The following is a 20,261-nucleotide window of genomic DNA, read 5'->3' on the forward strand; positions in this document are numbered from 1 at the left end:
ATTTATCTATCTTTATGAAGCTGTGCATCTTTGCCATAATGCGGCGAATATGGTCCATAAAGTATACAGTTATGACAATCTCTTGAAAATAAATAAGCATCTGCCATCACTGCTAGATCGTATGATCTATCTGAGATGGTATTTGCCACCTGTGAGATGACAGCTGAGACTAACATGCCAAGTAGGCTACTTTGACCGCTGCTGCTATCTTCTGCTGCTATGGCACTGCCTTGCCAAAGAGTAGCGCCACTTTTTATATCGATAAGCTTTGCTTCAAGAATGACCTTTGTTGAGCTTGAGATGACCGCATAGCTCGTACCATAATCTTTTATGTTTATGTAAAGTACACTATCGGCATGAAAAATTTTATCAAGCTTATTTAGTGGCACTGCTGCGATCTCGCTTGGCTCGGTTATGCCATTTAGCTTAAAGGTATCATTTACAAGAGCTACTGGAAATACGTAGTATCCCGCCTCACTTAATGGTGCGACTGTATTTGCTAAAACTGCAGCTGGGCCAGAAATTTCTGTGCTATCGTTTGTTGGCATAAGCACTAAGATAGAGTGAGGTCTTTTTTGTAAAAATTCTGAGTAGTCGTATGGCTCAGGCTCTTTTATAGAGCAGCCCGTAAAAAATACTGCTAAAAATGCAAAGGCTATAAATTTCAGGCTATTTTTCATTATTTGCCTCCTCTTTTTGCTCTACTTTTTTTGGAGTCAAATTTTTAGAGCCTTTGATGAAATTTATATACTCCCTTGACTCTGGGAAATTCTCTACTTCTTTGTCAAAATTTGCATTTGCAGCGCCTAAATTCCCATTATTTAGGTATAAAAGTCCAAGGTGCGCATAAAGCCCTGGCGCAACCTTGTATCCTTTTTGTATAGATGTCTGGACCAAATTTTCTAAGTGTGAAATTTGCTCGTTTGTATCGCCCTCTTCATTTAGGTAGCTATATAGCGAGCTACTATATGATCCGTCCCAATAATAAAGTGATCTTGGGCCGTTTGAATGACCGCAACCCGATAAAAATAGCACAAAAAGCCCAAGGCTTGCAAGCCCTATTTTACTTGCCATGCTCCGCTTTCTATACCATTTACTAGATTATTTACCGCTTCAATAATAGCTAGACTTAAAACCTTGCCATTTAGCGTAGAATCGTATCCTGCTGTACCGCCAAAACCGATGATCTCTCTGTTTGAAAGGGTGTATTCGCCAGCTCCGCTAACTGAATAGACAACTTCTGCGGTTTTTGTATCAACAACGTTTAAATTTACCTTTGAGTAGGCAGTTTGTTGCTTGCCTTTACCAAGTATGCCAAATAGCTGGTGATCACCTGTTGTCTTACGACCAAACTCTGTCACATCACCAGTTATCACATATCGTGAGCCTTTTAAATTTTGAGCCTCTTTACTTAGCTCGCTCTCTTGTTTTATGACTTTCATATTTGATCTATCAAGCACTAAAAATCTGCCACTTTGCTGTAAATTTGTGATCAAAATGCTTTGAGCTTGGTTACCAAGCCTATCCTCGCCATCAGCAAATACACCATTTTGGTAAGCTGATTGATTATTAAATCGACCTATCGAAACTGAAATTTTTTGGCCATTGTAAACTGTGCCGTAGCTTGCTACTTTTGGGGTCTCAACCACTCTTGAGCTCTCGCTCGCACATCCAGCAAAAAGTACTGCTGCCGTCAAAATCGTACTAAATTTAAATACACTTTTCATTTTTTATCCTTTGCGACAAAATCGTTTGTATATTACTAAATTTCTTTTTAAATAGCTTTAAATTTCATCCATGTGCCTTTTAAGTATCTAATCGTAAAAAACACCGCCTTTACAGCCCAGTCAGCAAACATTGCAAACCAAGTACCTATCATGCCAAGATCAAATGTGAGCGCAAAGACATAGGCCAATATGACTCTACAAGCAAACATACAAACTAAATTTACAATCATCGGATATTTAGCGTCCCCTGCAGCACGAAAAACGATCGGATATGTGTAGGCAAGTGGCCAAATAAGACACATAGCGATACCGTGATACCAGACGATCTGTCTTGTTAAATTTATGGCTTCGCTTGAGAGATTATAAACAAGAAGCAATGGCTCAAGTAAAAACAAAATCACAGCTGTGCTAAAAAGCTGGACAATATAGATACTTATCATCGACTTTCTTACGTAAAATTTAGCCTGAGCAAAGTCGTTTGCGCCGATGCATCTAGACACTACGACGCTTAGGCCTGTGCCTATCGCCATGCCAGGGAGTACTTGAAACATCACGATCGTCCCGCCCACGGCATTTGCAGCGATACTTGCTGTGCCAAAGAGTGAAACAAGACTCAAAACGATGATGCGACCCACATAAAACATCGAATTTTCAAAGCCATAAGGCACACCGATATTTAAAATTTTCTTGATGATCTCGTAGTCAAATTTATAGATAAAGCTCTTTCTTATGTGAAGTTTTAGCCTTATATCAAGAAGCAAATAGACTATAACAAAGCAAGCAAGCATCTTGGCTATAAGCGTACTGATGGCAATACCTAAAATACCAGTATGAAATGTGTAGATACTAATGGCAGTTAGAAGTACGTTTAATAAATTTGCAGCCGCCATAATATACATAGGAAGCTTGGCATTTGACATTGTGCGAAAGATCGCCGCAGCTGCTGCATAGACAGCCAAAAATGGCGCAGAAATAGCTGAGAAAACAAGATAGTGACTAGCATCATGCCTTACTTGCTCTCCAATATTACCAAAGACATAATCTAGGATAATATCTTTTAAAACTATGATGACCGCTGCGATAAAAAGGGCAAAGATAAAACTAAACCAAACGAGCTGATTTGCTGTGATTTTGGCATTGCCACTTTGTTTATTACCAAGATACTGGCTAGCAACCACTGAGCCGCCAGTAGCGATGGCTGTAAAAATGCTGATAAAAAGTGCCATGACAAATTCCACAAGACTAATCGCACTTACAGCGCTTTCACTAACACTTGCCGCCATTAGAGAGTTTACAAGCCCTAGGCCATACTCTAAAAACTGCTCAACCGCAATAGGGAAAAATAGCTTCGCAAGGTCGGCATTTGAGAAAAATTTTGTATTTTGATCTTTGGTTTTGTTTACCATGCTTCCCCTAAGATAAACTTAAAAATTTTAATATTTTTAAGCCAGGATCTGCTTTTTGCAAATCCTGACTTAAAAATTTTAGTGTCTTGAAAGATAATTTGTATCGTAGTTATTGCTTAAAAAGTCTTTGTTTTCCATCATAGCGATGTGAAAATCTTTTGTTGTTTTTATGCCATTTATTATGAGCTGATCAAGAGCTACTTTCATCTTATGGATCGCCCTATTTCTATCGGTATCCCAAACCACAAGTTTGCCGATCATGCTATCGTAATATGGCGGTATAGAGTAGTCTTGATAGATATGACTATCCATTCTTACATTGCGGCCACCTGGGCAGACATATTTTGTGATCTTTCCAGGACACGGCGTAAATGTATTTGGATCTTCGGCTGTTATCCTGCACTCTATAGCATGGCCTTTTAACTCAATGCTCTCTTGTGATGGTAGCGCCTCGCCTTCAGCCACTTTTATCATAAGTTCGATAATATCAAGTCCGCTTACCATTTCGCTTACTGTGTGCTCAACTTGAAGTCTTGTATTCATCTCGATGAAATAAAAGTCTAAATTTTTATCAACCAAAAACTCAAACGTACCAGCTCCCTCGTAACCAATCGCTTTTGCCGCTTTTATGGCTGTTTCGTGAAGTCTCTCTCTTGTTTTTTCATCAAGTAAAATAGCTGGGCTTTCTTCGATCAGCTTTTGGTGGCGACGCTGCATAGAGCAGTCACGCTCGCCGATGTGAAGCACATTGCCATGGCTATCGCCAATTACTTGAACTTCGATGTGGCGTGGGTTTAGGATATATTTTTCCATATACATTGTGCCATCGCCAAATGCGCTCATAGCTTCACTTTCAGCCGACCAAAACGCTTTTTCTAAATCAGCCTCTTTTTCAACCACGCGCATGCCGCGTCCGCCGCCACCTGCAGCAGCTTTTAAGATGACTGGATAGCCTATCTTTTTAGCTAGCTCTTTTGCAGCTTTTGTATCAGCCACAGCACCGTCTGAGCCAGGAATTACTGGTACGCCAGCTCTTTGCATAACTTGCTTTGCCTTACTTTTATCGCTCATCAAAGCCATCGCAGCAACACTTGGTCCAATGAATTTGATCTTGTGATGTGAGCAAATTTCAACAAAATTTTGATTTTCACTTAAAAAGCCATATCCAGGAAAAATAGCGTCTGCTTCGCTGATCTCAGCTGCACTTATGATAGCTGGGATATTTAGGTAGCTATCACTTGAGCGCTCTTTACCAATGCAAATGGCCACGTCGGCATATTTTACGTAAAGTGCGTCTTTATCAGCGGTTGAATAGACTACAACGGCTTCTTTACCCATCTCCTTTATCGTTCGCAAAGCACGAAGAGCGATTTCGCCGCGGTTTGCGATTAAAATTCTTTTTAATTCCATTAATTTTTCTCCACACCAAATAACGGCAATCCAAACTCAACTGGCTGTCCGTCAGAGACTAGCATCTCAGTGATCTGGCAGTCAAACTCAGCCTCAATCTCATTCATGATCTTCATAGCCTCAATGATACCTACTACATCGCCTTTTCTCACTCTTTGACCTACTTTTACAAACGGAGCAGCGCCTGGGCTTGGAGCAGCATAGAAAGTACCTACCATAGGAGATTTTATGCTATCTTTTGGCGAGTTTGCAGCTGGTTTTACCTCTGAATTAACGACTACATTTACAGGTGCTGGAGCTGGCGCTTGTGCTGCTGGTTTAGCAGGCGCGCAATAATCTGAAAATTTTTCAAGCTCTACCTCAAAATCACCACTTTTTATTTTGATATGATTCATCTCCATATCATTAAAAAATTCGATAAGCTCTTTTATATCTTCTTTTTTCATAGAAATTTCTCCTAAATTTTTATATAAGCGTCTAATTGTAGCGAAAATTAGATAAAAAATTTTTTTATGAAGCAAAAACGAGAACTCAAAGCTACTCTTTTTTGCTAAGTTATTTTTCAGTAATAATTATCTTAATGCCTTTAGTATCAACTAAATTTTCATCGATGATGATCTCATCTATCTTTGCTGCCCTTATTACGCCACTTTTTGGATTTTTTATGCTTTTTATCGCTCCGCTTGTGCTTACATCGACACTTGAATATTCAAACGCAAGACTTGTATCCATAAAAATGCAATCTTTTACGATCAAATTTTCCACGTAACATAGGGCTTGGAGACTCTTTATCGTGCAGTTTATGAGCGTCACATTTTTTGAGTTCCAAGCCAGATATTCGCCTGAGATGAGACAATTTTGCGCGGTCACGTTTTCGCAGTTCCAAAATGCATCTTTTGAAATGAGCTTTGAGTTTGCGATATGGACATTTTTACAACCATCAAAGCAGTAGTTTCCGTCTAAATTTAGCCCATCGATCTCTAAATTTTCGCTATTTGCCCCGAAGTAATCGCCTTTTGCAAAAACATTTTTTATCTTCACATCCGCGCATCCCCAAAGTGTTTCACTAGCATCTGAAAAATTTACATTTTCTAGCGAAATTTGCGAGCTTTTTCTAAAGCTTTTTGGAGCGTTGATGACCACGTCTTTGAAGCTTAAATTTGTACTGTACCACATACCAGCCCTTGCTAGAGGCTCCAAGTATCCGCCATTTAGCGTGACATCGCTTGCGTACCAAAGTGGGTATTTGTAGGCAAAAACGCACTCATTTAGCTTTAAATTTGAGCTGTGCTTTAGCGGCGACTCACCATCTTTAAAGATGCAGTTTGTAAAATTTACACTTTTTGCCCCAAACATCGCACGCTCACCAGTAAAAATTTCTGCATTTTTCTCTTGCATTTTTGTCCTTTATTAATTTTTGCTGTTAAAATTATACTAATTTTAATCTAATTTATTCGCTTTATTAAATTTACTTTAAAGACGCAAAGCGTTATAATCGCCCAAAAAAGGAGCAAAAATGGGTTTAAAGTCAGACTCTTGGATAAGAAAAATGTCGGTTGAGAAAAATATGATAGTGCCGTTTGCTGAGGAACAAGTCGGACGCGGCGTCGTTAGTTACGGCGTTTCTAGCTACGGCTACGATATCCGCGTTGGTGATGAGTTTAAAATCTTTACGAACATCGGCGGCACCGTGGTCGATCCGAAAAATTTCGACGAGAAAAACGTGGTCGATTTTAAGGGCGATGTCTGCATCGTGCCGCCAAATTCATTCGCTCTAGCGCGTACGATCGAGTACTTTAACATGCCTGATAACGTGCTAGCGATCTGCCTTGGCAAAAGCACCTACGCTCGCTGCGGTATCATCGTAAACGTAACGCCTTTTGAGCCTGGATTTAAGGGGCATATCACGATAGAGATCTCAAACACGACACCGTTACCTGCGAAGATCTACGCAAACGAGGGCATCGCGCAGGTGCTATTTATCGAGGGCGATGAGCCTTGCGAGGTGACGTATGCTGATAAAAATGGCAAATACCAAGCCCAAGAAGGCATCACGCTGCCTAGAATTTTGAAGTAATTTTCATGCCTTTGCGACTTTGCAAAGGCTAAATTTATCGCCCACTTTTTGCAAAACCCTAAACAATAACGAAATTTTGACGAAATAGAAGCTAGAAAGAGCGAAGCTTTGATAAACAAATTTTAAATTTGGCACAGCTTTTGCTTAAAAATTTATAAAAAATAATTCAAATTAGCCATTTATAAATCAAAAAATGACTAGCAAAAAGGCGCAAAATGTTTAACAACAAATCGATATTAATCACCGGCGGAACAGGAAGTTTTGGTAAAAAATACACTGAAATTTTGTTAAAAAAATACAAGCCAAAAAGGCTAGTTATCTACTCACGCGACGAGCTAAAGCAATACGAAATGGCCCAAATGTTTAAAGACAAGGCCATGCGTTTTTTTATCGGCGACGTGAGGGACTATAAGCGCTTAAGAACTGCGATGAACGGCATAGACTACGTCATCCACGCAGCTGCGATGAAACACGTACCAATCGCCGAATACAACCCAATGGAGTGTATCAAAACAAACATAGATGGCGCTCAAAACGTCATCGACGCCTCTTTGGAGTGTGGCGTTAGCAAGGTGATCGCACTCTCAACTGACAAAGCGTGCAACCCTGTAAATTTATATGGAGCTACAAAGCTAGCCAGTGACAAGCTCTTTGTCGCTGCGAATAACATCGTTGGAGACAAAAAAACAAGATTTAGCGTCGTAAGATATGGAAATGTCGTTGGCTCTCGTGGATCAGTCGTGCCGCTCTTTAAAAAACTGATCGCACAAGGTGAAAAAGAGCTTCCTATCACGCATGAGAAGATGACTAGGTTTTGGATCACGCTTGAACAAGGTGTAAATTTCGTCCTTAAAAACTTTGAGAGGATGAAAGGCGGCGAAATTTTCATACCAAAGATCCCATCAATGACGATGGTCGATCTCGCAAAAGCCCTTGCACCAGAGCTTGGCGTCAAGATCATAGGCATTCGCCCAGGCGAAAAGATGCATGAGATGATGATTTCAAGAGACGACGCGCATCTTACATACGAATTTGATGATTACTACGTTATTAGTCCGTCTATTCAGTTTTTAACAGCGCAGGACTTCTCGACAAATGCCCTTCATCAAAAGGGCAAGCCAGTGAGCGAAGACTTTGAATATAGCTCAAATACAAATAAAATTTGGCTCGATAGAGCAGGTCTTCTTGAGATGATAGGAGATGCTAAATGATCCCTTACAGCCGTCAGCAGATCACAGAAGAGGACATAAAGGCAGTCACTGATGCCTTAAAAGATGACATCTTAACAGGTGGCCAAAAGGTTAGTAAATTTGAAGAAGAGCTGGCAAAGTATGTTGGCGTAAAGCACGTGGTCGCCATGAATTCAGCCACTTCGGCTCTTCATGTGGCTTATCTAAGCCTTGGCGTAAAAGACGGCGATGAAGTGATCACGACGCCTATTACGTTTGCGGCCACTGCAAATGCGGCTTTGATGGCAGGAGCGCAGATTAAATTTTGCGACGTAAAAGCAAATGGCAACATCGATGAAGAGAAAATTCCAACTCTTATCACGCCAAAAACGAAGGTGATAACTGCTGTTGATTACGGTGGCAACCCAGTGGAGCTAGATAAGATCATAAATTTAGCCAAAAAGCATGGCATAAAAGTGATAGATGACGCCTCTCACGCCCTTGGTAGCGTACAAAATGGCGTAAAAGTGGGCGTTAAGGCTGATATTAGCATATTTAGCTTTCACCCTGTAAAGCCTATCACCACGCTTGAGGGCGGCGCACTTGCTACAAACGACGATGAGCTAGCAAGGCTTGCAAGGCTTTATAGAAGCCACGGCATCACCAAAACAAAGCTTTGGGATAGCGATATGAGCCTACTTGGATACAACTATAGGATCACAGACGTGGCCTGCGCTTTGGGGCTTAGCCAGCTAAAAAGACTGGACGACTTTATCGTTAAAAGAAATGAGATAGCTAAATTTTATGATGATAAATTTAGTGGGTGCGAGTATTTTAAAACTATAAAGATCCCAGCAAATACAACTAGCTCAAGGCACCTATATCCAGTACTTTTGGATGAGAAACTTTGGGATAAAAAAGAGCAAATTTTTGAAGCACTCTTGCAAAAGGGCGTTGGTGTGCAGGTGCACTACAAGCCAACATATAAATTTAGCTTTTATAAAGCGCTCCTTGGCGAAATTTCACTGCCAAATGCGGAGAAATTTTATAGTGCCGAGCTTAGCATCCCATGCCATCACGGCATGAGCGTGGATGATGCTAAATTTGTAGCTAGCACGCTATTTGATGTGCTAAAAAGCTTTAGCGAGTAAAAAATGATCTGCATCATCCCAGCAAGAGGCGGCAGCAAGAGGATACCTGGCAAAAACATAAAAGACTTTTTAGGCAAGCCCTTAATCGCATATAGCATTGAGGCCGCGCTAAATTCTAAAGTTTTTAGCGAAGTGATCGTAAGCACCGATGATGAAATGATCGCAAATGTGGCTAGAGAATTTGGAGCTAGCGTGCCATTTTTTAGAGATGCGAGCCTAAGCGATGACTACGCGACAAGCACTGACGTGATAAAAGACGCGATAGGGCGCGTAAATTCTGGCTTTAGTGATGTCTGCTGCCTTTATGCCACAGCACCGCTTATAAGGGCTGAAATTTTAAAAGAGGCTGCAGGAGAGTTTAAAAAGCAGGAGTGTAAATTTTTATTTTCAGCGACTGCGTTTGATTTCCCTATACAAAGGGCGATAAAACTTGATGAAAACGCTAGCGTTAGCATGTTTTATCCTCAGTTTGAAAAGACACGCTCGCAAGATCTTGAGCCTGCGTTTCATGACGCTGGGGCATTTTATTTTGGCAAAAAAGAGGCTTGGCTGGAGTGCAGTGCTTTGTTTGCGCCACACTCAAAGGCATATTTGCTGCCAAGAAATTTAGTCTGCGATATCGACACGCTAGAGGATTTTGAGTTTGCTAAGAAGCTTTATTTGATAAATAATGGAAAGATCTGATTGAAAGAATTTAAAGGACTCCTCTTGCTAAAAACGCTCGTGCGCGCTGATAGTAGCAGCAAGATAGGGCATGGGCACATCAGGCGAGACCTTTTGCTTGCTAAAAAATTTAACGACATCTCATTTGTATCTTTGAGGCTAGATGGTGACATTTTTGATGAGATAAACTACCCTAAATTTAGTTTAAGTAGTGGCGAGGTAGATGAACTTTGTGAACTTATAAAAGATGATAAATTTGAGCTTCTCATCATCGACCACTACGGCTTTAGCTTTGAAGACGAAAGAGCTATAAAAGAAAAAACTGGCGTTAAAATTTTATCATTTGATGACACTTACGAAAAACATTTTGCAGACTACATATTAAACGTAAATTTATATGCGCAAAAGGCAAGATATGAGGGGCTGGTAGAAAAAGGCTGTGAGGTATTTTGCGGAAGCGAGTTTTTGCTAGTTAGAGATGAGTTTTATGAAGAAGCGCAGGTAAAAAGGGAAAAAATTTACGACTATGCTATCATTCTTGGAGGCACTGATATCTCAGGGCTAAGTGCTAAAATTTCAGAAAAACTGCTCTTAAAAGGGCTAAAAACAGCCGTCATAACAACTAGCGGAAATAAAAACTTGAGCGCACTAAAAGAGCTATCAAGCAAGAGCGAAAATTTTAGCCTTTTTGTAGATAGTAAAAATGTAGCAAGGCTGATGAATGAGGCCAAAATGCTCATCATAACAGCAAGCTCGCTTGTAAATGAAGCTTATGTTTTGGGAGCTAAATTTAAAGCCATTTGCGTAGCGGATAATCAAAAAGAGATCTTTGCTTGGCTAAAAGAAAATGGCTATGAAGCCTACTGGGGAGATGAAATTTGCTTGAGCTTATAAATTTTACCTCGCTTAGCGATGAGCAAAAGCTGATGGTCTTAAAGTGGCGAAACGACGAGCGTATAGCCAAATTTATGAAAAATAAAAGTGTTGGCAAAGAGGAGCATTTTACTTTTTTAGAGAGATTAAAGAGCATTCAAGATAAGATTTATTTTTTAGTAAAAGACGAGAGTGAATTTATCGGAGTGATAAGCTTTGTTGATATCACAAAAGAAAGTTGCGAATTTGGCGTTTATAAAAACCCGGAGCTAAAAGGAGTGGGCAAAAAGTTGCTTGATCTCATAAAAGACTACGCTTTTTTTACATTAAAGGTTGGCTCGCTAAAGGCAAAAGCTTATAATAACAACGAAAAAGCACTCGCACTTTATAAAAATTTTGGCTTTAAGATCTACGCAAAAGATGATGAATTTAGCTATCTTGAGCTTAAAAAAGAAACGGACTAGCGGATGAAAATAGGAAATTTTGATACAGACAAAAAGGTCTTTATAATAGCAGAGCTCTCTGCTAATCACAGCGGTAGCCTAAAAACGGCGGTAGATACGATAAAGGCGGCTAAGCGTGCTGGGGCGGACGCAATAAAGCTTCAGACATATACGCCTGATAGTTTGACTCTAAATTCGCACCTAGACGACTTTGTCATAAAGGGCGGACTTTGGGACGAGCGAAATTTATACGAGCTTTACCAAGAGGCGCTAACGCCAAAAGAGTGGCACGCTGAGCTTTTTAAAGTAGCAAAAGAGGAGGAGCTTGTCTGCTTTTCAAGTCCATTTTGCAAGGATGACGCCAACTTTTTAGAACAGTTTAACCCACCAGCCTATAAGGTCGCAAGCTTTGAAGTGACGGATTATGATTTTGTAGAGTTTGTGGCCAAAAAAGGTAGGCCCATCATCATCTCAACTGGCATAGCCTACGAAGAAGAGATACAAGACGTGGTGCAAATTTGCAAAAATGCAGGTAATAGCGACATCGCCCTTTTAAAATGCACTTCAAGCTACCCAGCGCCGCTAAATGGCATGAATTTACAAACGATAGCTAATATGAGAGAGAAATTTGGCGTTGAGGTTGGCTTTTCAGATCACACTTTAGGCGTGACAGCCCCAGTTGTTGCGGTTAGCCTGGGTGCTAGGATAATTGAAAAGCATTTTATACTTGATAAAAGCGTAAAAAGCGTTGATAGCGCATTTAGCCTTGATGAGAGAGAATTTGCTCTTATGGCAAAGTGTGTTAGAGAGGCTGAGGAGCTTTTAGGCGTGGTAAACTACGAGCTAGATGAAAAAGCGGTTCTAAACAGGAGATTTTCGCGCTCACTTTATGCGAGTGCGGATATAAAAAAAGGTGAAATTTTTAGTGAGCAAAATGTAAGGAGTGTGCGCCCAGGGTACGGACTGCACCCTAAATTTTTAAAAGAGCTGATCGGCAAAAAAGCAAAAAGAGATATAAAATTTAGCGAGAGATTAACAAAGGAGGATTTTATATGAACAATAAAAACGATAAGGCATCTAATAAAAAGGCGAAACCGTCTAAAGATAATGTATCAAATATCCAAAATCCTATCTTTCAAAAAAATCTTCAAGCACTATTTCAGCAAGATGAAATTCTAGCAGCAAGGCTTTGGTCTATTGCTGGAAATGAAGACTATGAAATTTTTATAGGAAAAGATCCAATTGATATAAATTTAATAAACAAGCATACTTTTAAATATATCTATGAAAATCCTGGAGCAGACATTTTAAAGCTGCTTGAAGATATAGAAAGTGACTATAAACGTTATCCGATACTATTTTTTTATGGACTGGGCAATGGCGTACTCTATAAAGCATTAGCAAAAAATGAAACACACCAAAAAATCGTGGTCATAGAGCCAGAGATTGAGATCATATATCTTGTTTTAAATGTTATTGATCTATCAAGCGAACTAGAGAGTGGACAGATAATACTTTTTTATTCAAAATTTGCAACCTATACACATTTTTATTATCTGGTTACAGAAGCGAAACTAAACTCATATGCAAAAACCTATGATAATCTTATGATTCATATGCCTTTTTATGATCAGTTTGAAGAGGACTACATAAGAATAAACAAAGAGATTACAAGGGCATTTTCTCAAATAGTAGTTGCTCACGGCAATAGCATAGACGATCTTTTATTAGGCACAAGACAAAATTGTGAAAATTTAGTGCCCATGATTAGCAATTATTGCTACACAAGTCTTGTTAAAAAAAGATATGGTCTTATGGATACAGCCATAATTGTATCAACTGGTCCAAGCCTAGATAAACAGCTTAATACACTTAAGAAATTTGCTCCATATGTTAGCATTATAAGTGTTGATGCCTCTTACCCAATCCTTGCAAGGCATGATATCAAGCCTGATTATGTAATGTCGATTGAAAGAATAGAACCAACTTCTAGTTTTTTTGAAAAAAAACATCCAAATATTGATGACAATATACACTTTATTGTTGCCTCAGTTACACACAAGCAAACTATTAAAAATATCTTGCCAAGAAAACTAGTACTAACTATGAGACCTCAACAAGAGGAGTATATGTTTGGCCTAAAAAGATATGGATACTTGGGCGTGGGACATAGTTGTGCAAACATGGCCTACCAACTAGCCTATGTCTTAGGACATAAAAATATCGTTTTCATAGGACAGGATCTAGCGTTTGGTAAAGATGGGGCGAGCCATGCGAAAGGTCATGCTTTTGCGCAAGTGGATGAAAATTTATATGTTAAAGCCTATGGCGGAGAGGGAGAGGTTAAAACAACATATGTTTGGACTCTATTTAAAAATCAGTTTGAAAATGATATCGCCCAATCAAGCTTAGAGAATATAAAATCATATAACTGTACCGAAGGTGGTGCTAGAATAGAAGGCACTATAGAAAAGCCGTTTTTAGAAGTAATGCATGAGCTTTGCAAAGGCAAAGAGATTAAAAAACTGCCTAATATAAAAAAAGATAGTGAAACGACGGTAAATAAAAACCTTTTAAAAGCTTATAAAGTCATACTTGCAAAAATAAAAGCTCAAAGTGAAGTCAAACAACAAATAGAAAAAGTCTTTTTAGAAGTAGTGCCTAGTATAGATAAATTGCTTGAGCTCAATAAAGAAAATAAAATAGAAAAAAAGCACTTTGATGAGCTTCTTAAAATAACAAAAAAGATAGATAAACTAAAAGATGTAATCGCAAAACGTAATTATCAAAAATATGTAGATAATATATTGCAAATTTCAGTCTACTATCAAGAACTTGAGCTTGCAAAAATTTCTGTAGCACCAAGTGACACAACTATCCAAAAAACTAATAAGCTTCTTATGTGGGTAAACATGCACAAATACTGGATGTTCTCTGCAGCTGGTGGTCTAAATGCTGACATCGAAGTTACCAAAAAGGCTTCAAAAGCACTTGTTGCTGAGCTAAAAAAGAGAAAACTAATAACTAAAAACGAGATAGGAAAAGCGAAAGAAAATTTTATACTGAGTATATAAGCTAATTTGTAAGTAGAATTATTTTACTTACAGTCTTTTTATTTGGCTTACTAGTTTTAGTAAGCCTCTGTCACAATTATAAATTTATAGCACAACCCATTATTAAACCACTAGAGCAAAGACAAAATAGATACATTACTATTTATTTTTAGTAGATAAAGCCCCAAAGTTAAACTCTGGGGCGTGGGTTTGCGTATTGTAAAAGCATTAACACTCTTAAGGCTTTGTTACTGCGACAAAGCCTCTATCTAAAACCTTAATGAAACTATTGTAGTAGCTTCATTACGTTTTCGAGGAAACTTCACTCAGCTCCTACTATTGTAGAAGCTTCATTACGTTTTGTTGTACGCTGTTTGCTTGACTCATAGCATAAGCACCTGATTGAGCTAGGATGTTATGTTTTGAGAAGTTAGCAGACTCGCTAGCAAAATCAACATCTCTGATTTGAGATTCTGCTGATTTTACGTTAACTTGAGTTACAGTGATGTTATTAACTGTAGCTTGAAGTTGGTTTTGAACTGAACCAAGGTCTGAACGAACTTGATCAAGTGTTTTTTGAGCTGACTCAGCGATACTCATAACAGCCATCGCACCACGAAGTGTCATAACACCAGCAGATTGAGCTACTGATAAAGCTCCACTCATTCTTTGGAAGCCCATAGCAGTTGCTAGGTTTTTATCTATTTGGCCTCTTATGTCTCTTAGTGATACTGATTGTTGAGCACCACCATTAGCAGAGAATGCTAATGATAGTTTAGCAACGCCACCAGCATTTAACTTAATATCTCTACCATCAAGGCGAACTAGGTTTAGTCTGCCTACGAAACCAGTTAAAGATGTACCTTTTGCAGCTGCACCTTTACCACCAAGACCTTTTGAGATATCTTTACCACTTGCTACGATAGCACGGCCATCGCGGCTTGTTAGTACCATTTTACCTGTTTCAGCATCAACAGAAGCTTCAACGCCAGTTTGATCTTTTACAGAGTTGATAGCATTTACAAGTGCACCGTTTGCATCATTTGCTTTAACTTCCAAGTCGCCGATTTTAACGCCGTTGATTGTTAAAGACTGAATTAAACCGCCGCCAATAGCAGCACTAGCTTTCCAAGTAACATCAGCTGTAGCTCTAACACCAGTTTTATCAGCAACTTTGTTGATATTCTCAGCTAAAGAACCAAGTCCTTTACCTATACCTGTTGAGATAGTAGCAGCTGTAACGCCAACATCATTTACACCATCAACGTTTAAGAATTTAAGATTTACTACACCCATAGCTGTAAGTAGTCTTGAGCTCTCAAAACGTGTAAGACCGATCTTGTCAGACGTAGTCGCACCAATACTTGCTTTAACAGTTTGGTTTGAGTAAGCGCCTATTTGGAATTCTTTATTAGAGAATGTTCCGTTTAGTAGTTGCTGACCGTTAAATGAAGTAGTGTTACCGATATTGTCAAGCTCTTCCATTAGACGAACGATATCAGCTTGCAATGCTTGGCGTGATTGAGTTGTTTGGCCGTCTTGAGCTGATTGAGTAGCTTTTGTCTTGATAGTATCAAGAATTTTTAGCTGCTCGTCCATAGCTTTATCGGCAACTTGAATGATACCAATAGCATCATTACCGTTTGCAATAGCTTGACCTAAAGCTGAAGCTTGACTTCTTAAGCTATCTGCAATAGATAGACCTGAAGCATCGTCTGCAGCTGTTTGAATCCTAAGACCTGAGCTAAGTTTGTTAAGTGACTTAGATAGGTCAGTGTTGTTGCTAACTGCGTTAGCGTGTGTGTTAAGTGCGTTTACGTTTGTGTTAATACGAAAACTCATTGTAAATCCTTTTAATTTTTTAGTTACGACTTCTTGTCGCACAAAAACTATATCGTGAAATTTTCTAAAAACTTTATAGGTATGAATGAAAAAATTTTTAAAAAATTAACACGGATTTGATTTTTATGTCTTGATACTTTAAAAATTATTTTTGCTACAATTACGCCAAAAAAATTAAAGGCTATATATAATGAAAAGCTTAATCATCGTAGAGTCGCCTGCAAAAGCGAAGACTATAAAAAATTTCTTAGACAAAAACTACAACGTCATCGCTTCAAAAGGTCACATCAGAGACTTACCAAAAACTAGCTTTGGCATCAAGATAGAAGATGATAAATTTACCCCAGAATACCGCATCAGCAGTGATCACTCCGCCATCGTAAAAGAGATAAAAGAGCTCGCCAAAGGTGCTGATGAAATTTACCTCGCGACCGATGAGGATAGAGAGGGTGAGGCGATCGCATTTCACATAGCAAATGCCATCGGCAAAGAGCCAACCAGCCTGCCTCGCATCGTCTTTCACGAGATCACCAAAAGTGCCATACAAAATGCTCTAAAAAGCCCAAGACGCGTCGATATGAATAGCGTCAATGCCCAGCAAACAAGGCGATTGCTTGACCGCATCGTTGGCTACAAGCTAAGTCCGCTTTTAAATTTAAAGATACAAAAAGGTTTAAGTGCTGGCAGGGTACAAAGTGCGGCACTAAAGATAATAGTTGACCGTGAGCGTGAAATTCAAGCATTTAAGCCGGTTGAGTACTACACTATCGACACCGTTTTCAAAAAAGATCTAGACGCCGAGCTAGTTAAATTTGAAAATCAAAAGATAGAAAAGCTCACTATCCAAAACCCAGACCGTGCAAAATACATCATTGAAAATTTACAAAATGAGAAATTTAGCGTCCGAGAGATCGAGAGCAAGGATAGAAAGATCCAGCCAAGCCCGCCATTTATGACCTCAACGCTTCAGCAAAGTGCGAGCAACCGCCTTGGCTTTAGCCCTAAAAAGACGATGATGATCGCACAAAGCCTCTATGAGGGCGTGCAAACAAACGAAGGCTTCATGGGTGCGATCACTTATATGAGAACGGACAGCTTAAATTTAGCCAAAGAGGCCGTTGCAGCCGCTAGAGAGCATATATTGCAAAACTACGGCAAAGAGTATCTGCCAGCCAAAGCGATAAGCTACACGACAAGCTCAAAAGGCGCGCAAGAAGCCCACGAAGCGATCCGCCCTACAAATTTAAACTTCACACCGCAAATTGCTGCTAAATTTCTAGAAAAGGATGCGCTAAAACTCTACACACTCATCTACAATAGATTTTTAGCCTGCCAAATGAGCGCATGTGTGAGCCAAACGCAAAATGTCTATGTCGCAAGCGAAAAAGGCGAGTTTAAGATAAGCGGCAGAAAGGTACTATTTGACGGCTTTTACAAAGTTTATGGCGAGCTTGATAAGGATAAAATTTTGCCAAATTTAAAAAAGGGCGACGAGATGAGCTTGCAAAGCATAAAAAGCACGCAAAACTTCACCGAGCCGCCGTCTCGCTACTCAGAAGCTGGCCTTGTTAAGAAGTTAGAGAGCCTAGGTATCGGTCGCCCAAGTACCTATGCACCGACTATCACGCTGCTAACCTCAAGAGACTACGTGAGAGTCGAGAAAAAGCAGCTCATACCAAACGAGATCGCATTTAGCATGATAGGCGTTTTGGAGGAGCACTTTAGCAATATCGTTGATAGCGAATTTACCTCACATCTTGAAGAAAAGCTCGATGAAATCGCACTTGACAAGGCCGACTGGCAAAAGGTGTTAAGCGACTTTTACTATCCATTTATGGAAAAAATTAGCGCTGGCAAAACTGGCATAAAAAGCCTAAAAACAGCCACTCCGATCGGAGAGAAGTGCCCAGAGTGCGGAAGCGAGCTAGTACTTAGAAAGGGCAGATACGGCGAATTTATAGCTTGCTCAAATTTCCCAAAATGCAAATACTCAAGAAACGTCGCAAAAGATAATGAAAAGAGCACAGAAACTGACACTGCAACGGCTGCTAAGCCAAAACGTGAGCTTAAAAAGCTTGATGTGCCATGTCCAAAATGTGGCGGCGAGATCGTCGAGAGATTTAGCAGGCGCGGTAAATTTTATGGATGTGCCAACTATCCAAAATGCGACTTCGTCTCAAACTACGAGCCAGTTGAGCAAAAATGCGACGAATGTGGCGGCGATATGATCAAAAAAGAGCTTAAAAAAGGCACATTTATAGAGTGCACAAAGTGCAAGAAAAAGACGCTTATTTCTGAAAACTAAAAACTTTTAGCCAAATTTGAGTCCTTGAGCCTAAATTTGGCTTTTATAAATTTGGAATTTAAATGCCTGGCACCACCGCTAAGCTTAGACAGCATAAAGGGCAAAAACCTCGTCACCAACTACACTCAGTTAGAGGGTAGCTCCACATCGTAGCACTCACTTTTTGGACTTTTTGGCGAGCTTAGCGCTTTGCTAAATTTAAAAAACTGGTCTTTTAAGAGAGAGCGGAAATTTATAAGAGAAAGTAATGTCATAAGATTTAAGCTTTTTCGCATAGTTTTTAATAAGTTTATATCGTGGAGCAATTTTAAAATTTCACTCACTTGCAAGAATTGACTGCTAAAATTTAGCTTCACTTACCGCTTAACTCAAATTTTAAAGCCAAAATTACTCGTTCTTTAAATTTTAAAATTTATCTGACACTTGCCATACATACGAACGCATGCGGTGCAAAGTGCTATCACATGCACTTCTAACGTGCGAAGGATTTAGAGGATTTAAATGAGGATAAAGGGACGGATCTTTGCTTCGCTAGCTCGCAGCTGCAAGCAGACCGTAACTCAAGCCCATTTATCTCCCTTTGAATAAAAATAAATTTATACATTTCATCAAACTATTTTTGCAAATTCATAAATCACCCTACTTAAATTTTAAACCTATCAAAGCTATAATACGCCCCAAAAAAGGATGAAAAATGAAAACAATTATGCTCTGTGCGATATGCTCAGTCACTCAAGGAAACTGCGCCGAGGACTGCGCTTACTGCACACAAAGTGCCAAAGCTGGTGCCGATATCTCAAAATTTAAAGAAAAAAGCGTGCAACAGGTGGTGGACGAAGCCAAAATGGCTTATAAAAACCACGCCCTTGGCTTTTGTTTGGTCACAAGCGGTGCTAGGCTAAATGACAAAAAGACCGACTATATCGCATCTTTAGCAAGAGCCGTGAGCAAAGAAGTGCCAAATTTGATGCTCATCGCATGTAACGGCATGGCGACTTACGAGCAGCTTTGTGAACTCAAAAAAGCTGGCGTTTTTAGCTACAACCACAACCTAGAAACAAGCCGCGAATATTTCCCCAAAATCTGCACAACGCACTCTTGGGACGAGAGATATCAGACAAATTTAGACGCAAAAAGGGCTGGGCTCATGCTTTGCACTGGTGGAATTTACGGCGTTGGCGAGAGTGAGTCCGACAGGGTGAGCTTTTTAGCTAGTTTAAAAGAGCTTGAGCCATTTTCATCGCCGATAAATTTTTTCATAAAAAATGAATCTCTAACTCTTGATCTACCTCCTCTTAGCGTGGATGAAGCCCTAAAAATAGTGCGTGAGACCAAAAGCGCTCTTCCAGAAACTAGGGTCATGATAGCTGGTGGCAGGGAGAAAATTTTAGGCGATAGACAGTACGAGATCTTTGAAAATGGTGCTGATGCGATCGTGATAGGCGACTATCTCACCGCAAAAGGCGAGAAAGCTAGCAAGGATATCGATGAGCTTACAAAGCGCGGTTTTGGCTTCGCAAGTATCTGCCACTAATGCTTGCAAATTTGCTTTTCGCAGGGCTTGGAGGCTTTATCGGAGCTGGATGCAGGTTCTTAGCTGGCGAGCTGCTAAAATTTAGCCACTTCCCACTCGCAACGCTTGGCGTAAATGTGCTTGGCAGCTTCATTATCGGCGTTTTATTTTGCCTAAATTTAAGCCAAAGCGTGAGAGTATTTTTGGTTGTTGGTGTACTTGGTGGCTTTACAACATTTTCAAGCTTTAGCCTTGATAGTGTGAAATTTTTACTAGAAGGCGAACTGATAAAAGGCTTTTTAAATATCTTTTTAAACCTTAGCCTTTGCCTACTTGCAAGCTATCTTGGAATTTTGCTTGGCAAGAGCCTATAAGAGCAAATAATAAAATAGCCTTATTTATCTTTACTCGCTTACCATAGCAGACTGCTAAATTTGGGCTTCACTTCGTTTAGCACTAAATTTAGAGCCGTGATATGCTTGCTCATAAATTTTAAATTTTATAGGGTTTTAACCGCATTCAGTACGCCAGCACTATTTCGTGCACTTTGAGCGTGTTAAGGGATTGGGGGATATAAAGTGGGATAAGGGGGCGACTTCGTGTCTGCCATGCAGTTGCGAGCTTGCAAA

Annotated in this window: 19 protein-coding genes; 11 read left to right on the forward strand and 8 right to left on the reverse strand. The window is 39.7% G+C overall.

Features of this window, described 5'->3' with window-relative positions; genetic code table 11:
* Positions 1-2: 2 nt before the first annotated feature.
* The 7 genes from CVT18_RS00710 to CVT18_RS00740 all read right to left on the reverse strand — a co-directional run bounded on the left by CVT18_RS00710 (position 3) and on the right by CVT18_RS00740 (position 5,941).
* Complete coding sequence (locus tag CVT18_RS00710) at positions 3-680, reverse strand: DUF799 domain-containing protein (RefSeq protein ID WP_107824095.1); 678 nt, start codon at positions 678-680, stop codon at positions 3-5.
* On the reverse strand, positions 670-1,074 hold the full coding sequence (locus tag CVT18_RS00715) for a DUF4810 domain-containing protein (protein ID WP_107824096.1): 405 nt from the start codon (positions 1,072-1,074) through the stop codon (positions 670-672). Before CVT18_RS00715 ends, CVT18_RS00710 begins: the two co-directional genes overlap by 11 nt.
* Positions 1,059-1,727 carry a CsgG/HfaB family protein gene (locus CVT18_RS00720; RefSeq protein ID WP_107824097.1) on the reverse strand — a complete coding sequence of 223 codons (669 nt, stop codon included), beginning with the start codon at positions 1,725-1,727 and terminating at the stop codon, positions 1,059-1,061. The genes CVT18_RS00715 and CVT18_RS00720 overlap by 16 nt, the downstream gene beginning before the upstream one ends.
* 47 nt (positions 1,728-1,774) lie before the next feature.
* Positions 1,775-3,133 carry an MATE family efflux transporter gene (locus CVT18_RS00725; protein ID WP_107824098.1) on the reverse strand — a complete coding sequence of 453 codons (1,359 nt, stop codon included), beginning with the start codon at positions 3,131-3,133 and terminating at the stop codon, positions 1,775-1,777.
* Between the two features lie 78 nt (positions 3,134-3,211).
* A complete protein-coding gene (locus CVT18_RS00730; protein ID WP_072595397.1) occupies positions 3,212-4,543 on the reverse strand; it encodes an acetyl-CoA carboxylase biotin carboxylase subunit in 1,332 nt (443 codons plus the stop codon).
* Positions 4,543-4,989, reverse strand: a complete 447-nt coding sequence (gene accB / locus CVT18_RS00735; RefSeq protein ID WP_084041901.1) for an acetyl-CoA carboxylase biotin carboxyl carrier protein — start codon at positions 4,987-4,989, stop codon at positions 4,543-4,545. Before accB ends, CVT18_RS00730 begins: the two co-directional genes overlap by 1 nt.
* A 109-nt stretch (positions 4,990-5,098) precedes the next feature.
* Positions 5,099-5,941, reverse strand: coding sequence for a DUF3737 family protein (locus tag CVT18_RS00740; RefSeq protein WP_103629289.1), 843 nt, complete (start codon positions 5,939-5,941; stop codon positions 5,099-5,101).
* Between the two features lie 118 nt (positions 5,942-6,059).
* On the opposite strand from CVT18_RS00740, the gene dcd reads away from it, so the two are divergent.
* The 8 genes from dcd (at position 6,060) to CVT18_RS00780 (ending at position 13,993) form a co-directional block, all read left to right on the forward strand.
* Positions 6,060-6,620, forward strand: a complete 561-nt coding sequence (dcd, locus tag CVT18_RS00745; protein ID WP_021091674.1) for a dCTP deaminase — start codon at positions 6,060-6,062, stop codon at positions 6,618-6,620.
* A gap of 215 nt (positions 6,621-6,835) precedes the next feature.
* Complete coding sequence (gene pseB / locus CVT18_RS00750; protein WP_107824099.1) at positions 6,836-7,831, forward strand: UDP-N-acetylglucosamine 4,6-dehydratase (inverting); 996 nt, start codon at positions 6,836-6,838, stop codon at positions 7,829-7,831.
* Positions 7,828-8,940 carry a UDP-4-amino-4,6-dideoxy-N-acetyl-beta-L-altrosamine transaminase gene (gene pseC, locus CVT18_RS00755; RefSeq protein WP_107824100.1) on the forward strand — a complete coding sequence of 371 codons (1,113 nt, stop codon included), beginning with the start codon at positions 7,828-7,830 and terminating at the stop codon, positions 8,938-8,940. Before pseB ends, pseC begins: the two co-directional genes overlap by 4 nt.
* Before the next feature lie 3 nt (positions 8,941-8,943).
* A complete protein-coding gene (gene pseF, locus CVT18_RS00760; RefSeq protein ID WP_107824101.1) occupies positions 8,944-9,624 on the forward strand; it encodes a pseudaminic acid cytidylyltransferase in 681 nt (226 codons plus the stop codon).
* Positions 9,625-10,497, forward strand: coding sequence for a UDP-2,4-diacetamido-2,4,6-trideoxy-beta-L-altropyranose hydrolase (pseG, locus tag CVT18_RS00765; RefSeq protein WP_107824102.1), 873 nt, complete (start codon positions 9,625-9,627; stop codon positions 10,495-10,497).
* Positions 10,482-10,940 (forward strand): UDP-4-amino-4,6-dideoxy-N-acetyl-beta-L-altrosamine N-acetyltransferase, encoded by a 459-nt coding sequence (gene pseH, locus CVT18_RS00770; RefSeq protein WP_107824103.1) that lies wholly within the window; start codon positions 10,482-10,484, stop codon positions 10,938-10,940. Before pseG ends, pseH begins: the two co-directional genes overlap by 16 nt.
* Before the next feature lie 3 nt (positions 10,941-10,943).
* Positions 10,944-11,975, forward strand: coding sequence for a pseudaminic acid synthase (gene pseI, locus CVT18_RS00775; RefSeq protein ID WP_107824104.1), 1,032 nt, complete (start codon positions 10,944-10,946; stop codon positions 11,973-11,975).
* Positions 11,972-13,993 carry a motility associated factor glycosyltransferase family protein gene (locus tag CVT18_RS00780; protein WP_103629282.1) on the forward strand — a complete coding sequence of 674 codons (2,022 nt, stop codon included), beginning with the start codon at positions 11,972-11,974 and terminating at the stop codon, positions 13,991-13,993. Before pseI ends, CVT18_RS00780 begins: the two co-directional genes overlap by 4 nt.
* 315 nt (positions 13,994-14,308) lie before the next feature.
* Here the strand turns inward: CVT18_RS00780 and CVT18_RS00785 are convergent, their stop codons facing one another.
* Positions 14,309-15,814, reverse strand: coding sequence for a flagellin B (locus CVT18_RS00785; RefSeq protein WP_103629281.1), 1,506 nt, complete (start codon positions 15,812-15,814; stop codon positions 14,309-14,311).
* A gap of 187 nt (positions 15,815-16,001) precedes the next feature.
* Here CVT18_RS00785 and topA point away from each other — a divergent pair, with 187 nt between their 5' ends.
* The 3 genes from topA to crcB all read left to right on the forward strand — a co-directional run bounded on the left by topA (position 16,002) and on the right by crcB (position 20,006).
* Entirely contained in the window at positions 16,002-18,119 is a 2,118-nt protein-coding gene (gene topA / locus CVT18_RS00790) for a type I DNA topoisomerase (RefSeq protein ID WP_180999692.1), read from the forward strand.
* A gap of 694 nt (positions 18,120-18,813) precedes the next feature.
* Positions 18,814-19,653 (forward strand): biotin synthase, encoded by an 840-nt coding sequence (locus tag CVT18_RS00800; RefSeq protein WP_103629278.1) that lies wholly within the window; start codon positions 18,814-18,816, stop codon positions 19,651-19,653.
* Entirely contained in the window at positions 19,653-20,006 is a 354-nt protein-coding gene (gene crcB / locus CVT18_RS00805; protein ID WP_103629277.1) for a fluoride efflux transporter CrcB, read from the forward strand. Before CVT18_RS00800 ends, crcB begins: the two co-directional genes overlap by 1 nt.
* Positions 20,007-20,261 lie beyond the last annotated feature (255 nt).

Origin of the sequence: Campylobacter concisus, from assembly GCF_003048405.1 — a bacterium.
Classification (GTDB): Bacteria; Campylobacterota; Campylobacteria; order Campylobacterales; family Campylobacteraceae; genus Campylobacter_A; species Campylobacter_A concisus_Q.

Excerpts from the sequence above, each read along its gene's own strand:
- CVT18_RS00710 (WP_107824095.1), bottom strand. The coding sequence starts at position 680 with ATGAAAAATAGCCTGAAATTTATAGCCTTTGCATTTTTAGCAGTATTT.
- CVT18_RS00715 (WP_107824096.1), bottom strand. The coding sequence starts at position 1,074 with ATGGCAAGTAAAATAGGGCTTGCAAGCCTTGGGCTTTTTGTGCTATTT.
- CVT18_RS00720 (WP_107824097.1), bottom strand. The coding sequence starts at position 1,727 with ATGAAAAGTGTATTTAAATTTAGTACGATTTTGACGGCAGCAGTACTT.
- CVT18_RS00725 (WP_107824098.1), bottom strand. The coding sequence starts at position 3,133 with ATGGTAAACAAAACCAAAGATCAAAATACAAAATTTTTCTCAAATGCC.
- CVT18_RS00730 (WP_072595397.1), bottom strand. The coding sequence starts at position 4,543 with ATGGAATTAAAAAGAATTTTAATCGCAAACCGCGGCGAAATCGCTCTT.
- accB (WP_084041901.1), bottom strand. The coding sequence starts at position 4,989 with ATGAAAAAAGAAGATATAAAAGAGCTTATCGAATTTTTTAATGATATG.
- CVT18_RS00740 (WP_103629289.1), bottom strand. The coding sequence starts at position 5,941 with ATGCAAGAGAAAAATGCAGAAATTTTTACTGGTGAGCGTGCGATGTTT.
- dcd (WP_021091674.1), top strand. The coding sequence starts at position 6,060 with ATGGGTTTAAAGTCAGACTCTTGGATAAGAAAAATGTCGGTTGAGAAA.
- pseB (WP_107824099.1), top strand. The coding sequence starts at position 6,836 with ATGTTTAACAACAAATCGATATTAATCACCGGCGGAACAGGAAGTTTT.
- pseC (WP_107824100.1), top strand. The coding sequence starts at position 7,828 with ATGATCCCTTACAGCCGTCAGCAGATCACAGAAGAGGACATAAAGGCA.
- pseF (WP_107824101.1), top strand. The coding sequence starts at position 8,944 with ATGATCTGCATCATCCCAGCAAGAGGCGGCAGCAAGAGGATACCTGGC.
- pseI (WP_107824104.1), top strand. The coding sequence starts at position 10,944 with ATGAAAATAGGAAATTTTGATACAGACAAAAAGGTCTTTATAATAGCA.
- CVT18_RS00780 (WP_103629282.1), top strand. The coding sequence starts at position 11,972 with ATGAACAATAAAAACGATAAGGCATCTAATAAAAAGGCGAAACCGTCT.
- CVT18_RS00785 (WP_103629281.1), bottom strand. The coding sequence starts at position 15,814 with ATGAGTTTTCGTATTAACACAAACGTAAACGCACTTAACACACACGCT.
- CVT18_RS00800 (WP_103629278.1), top strand. The coding sequence starts at position 18,814 with ATGAAAACAATTATGCTCTGTGCGATATGCTCAGTCACTCAAGGAAAC.
- crcB (WP_103629277.1), top strand. The coding sequence starts at position 19,653 with ATGCTTGCAAATTTGCTTTTCGCAGGGCTTGGAGGCTTTATCGGAGCT.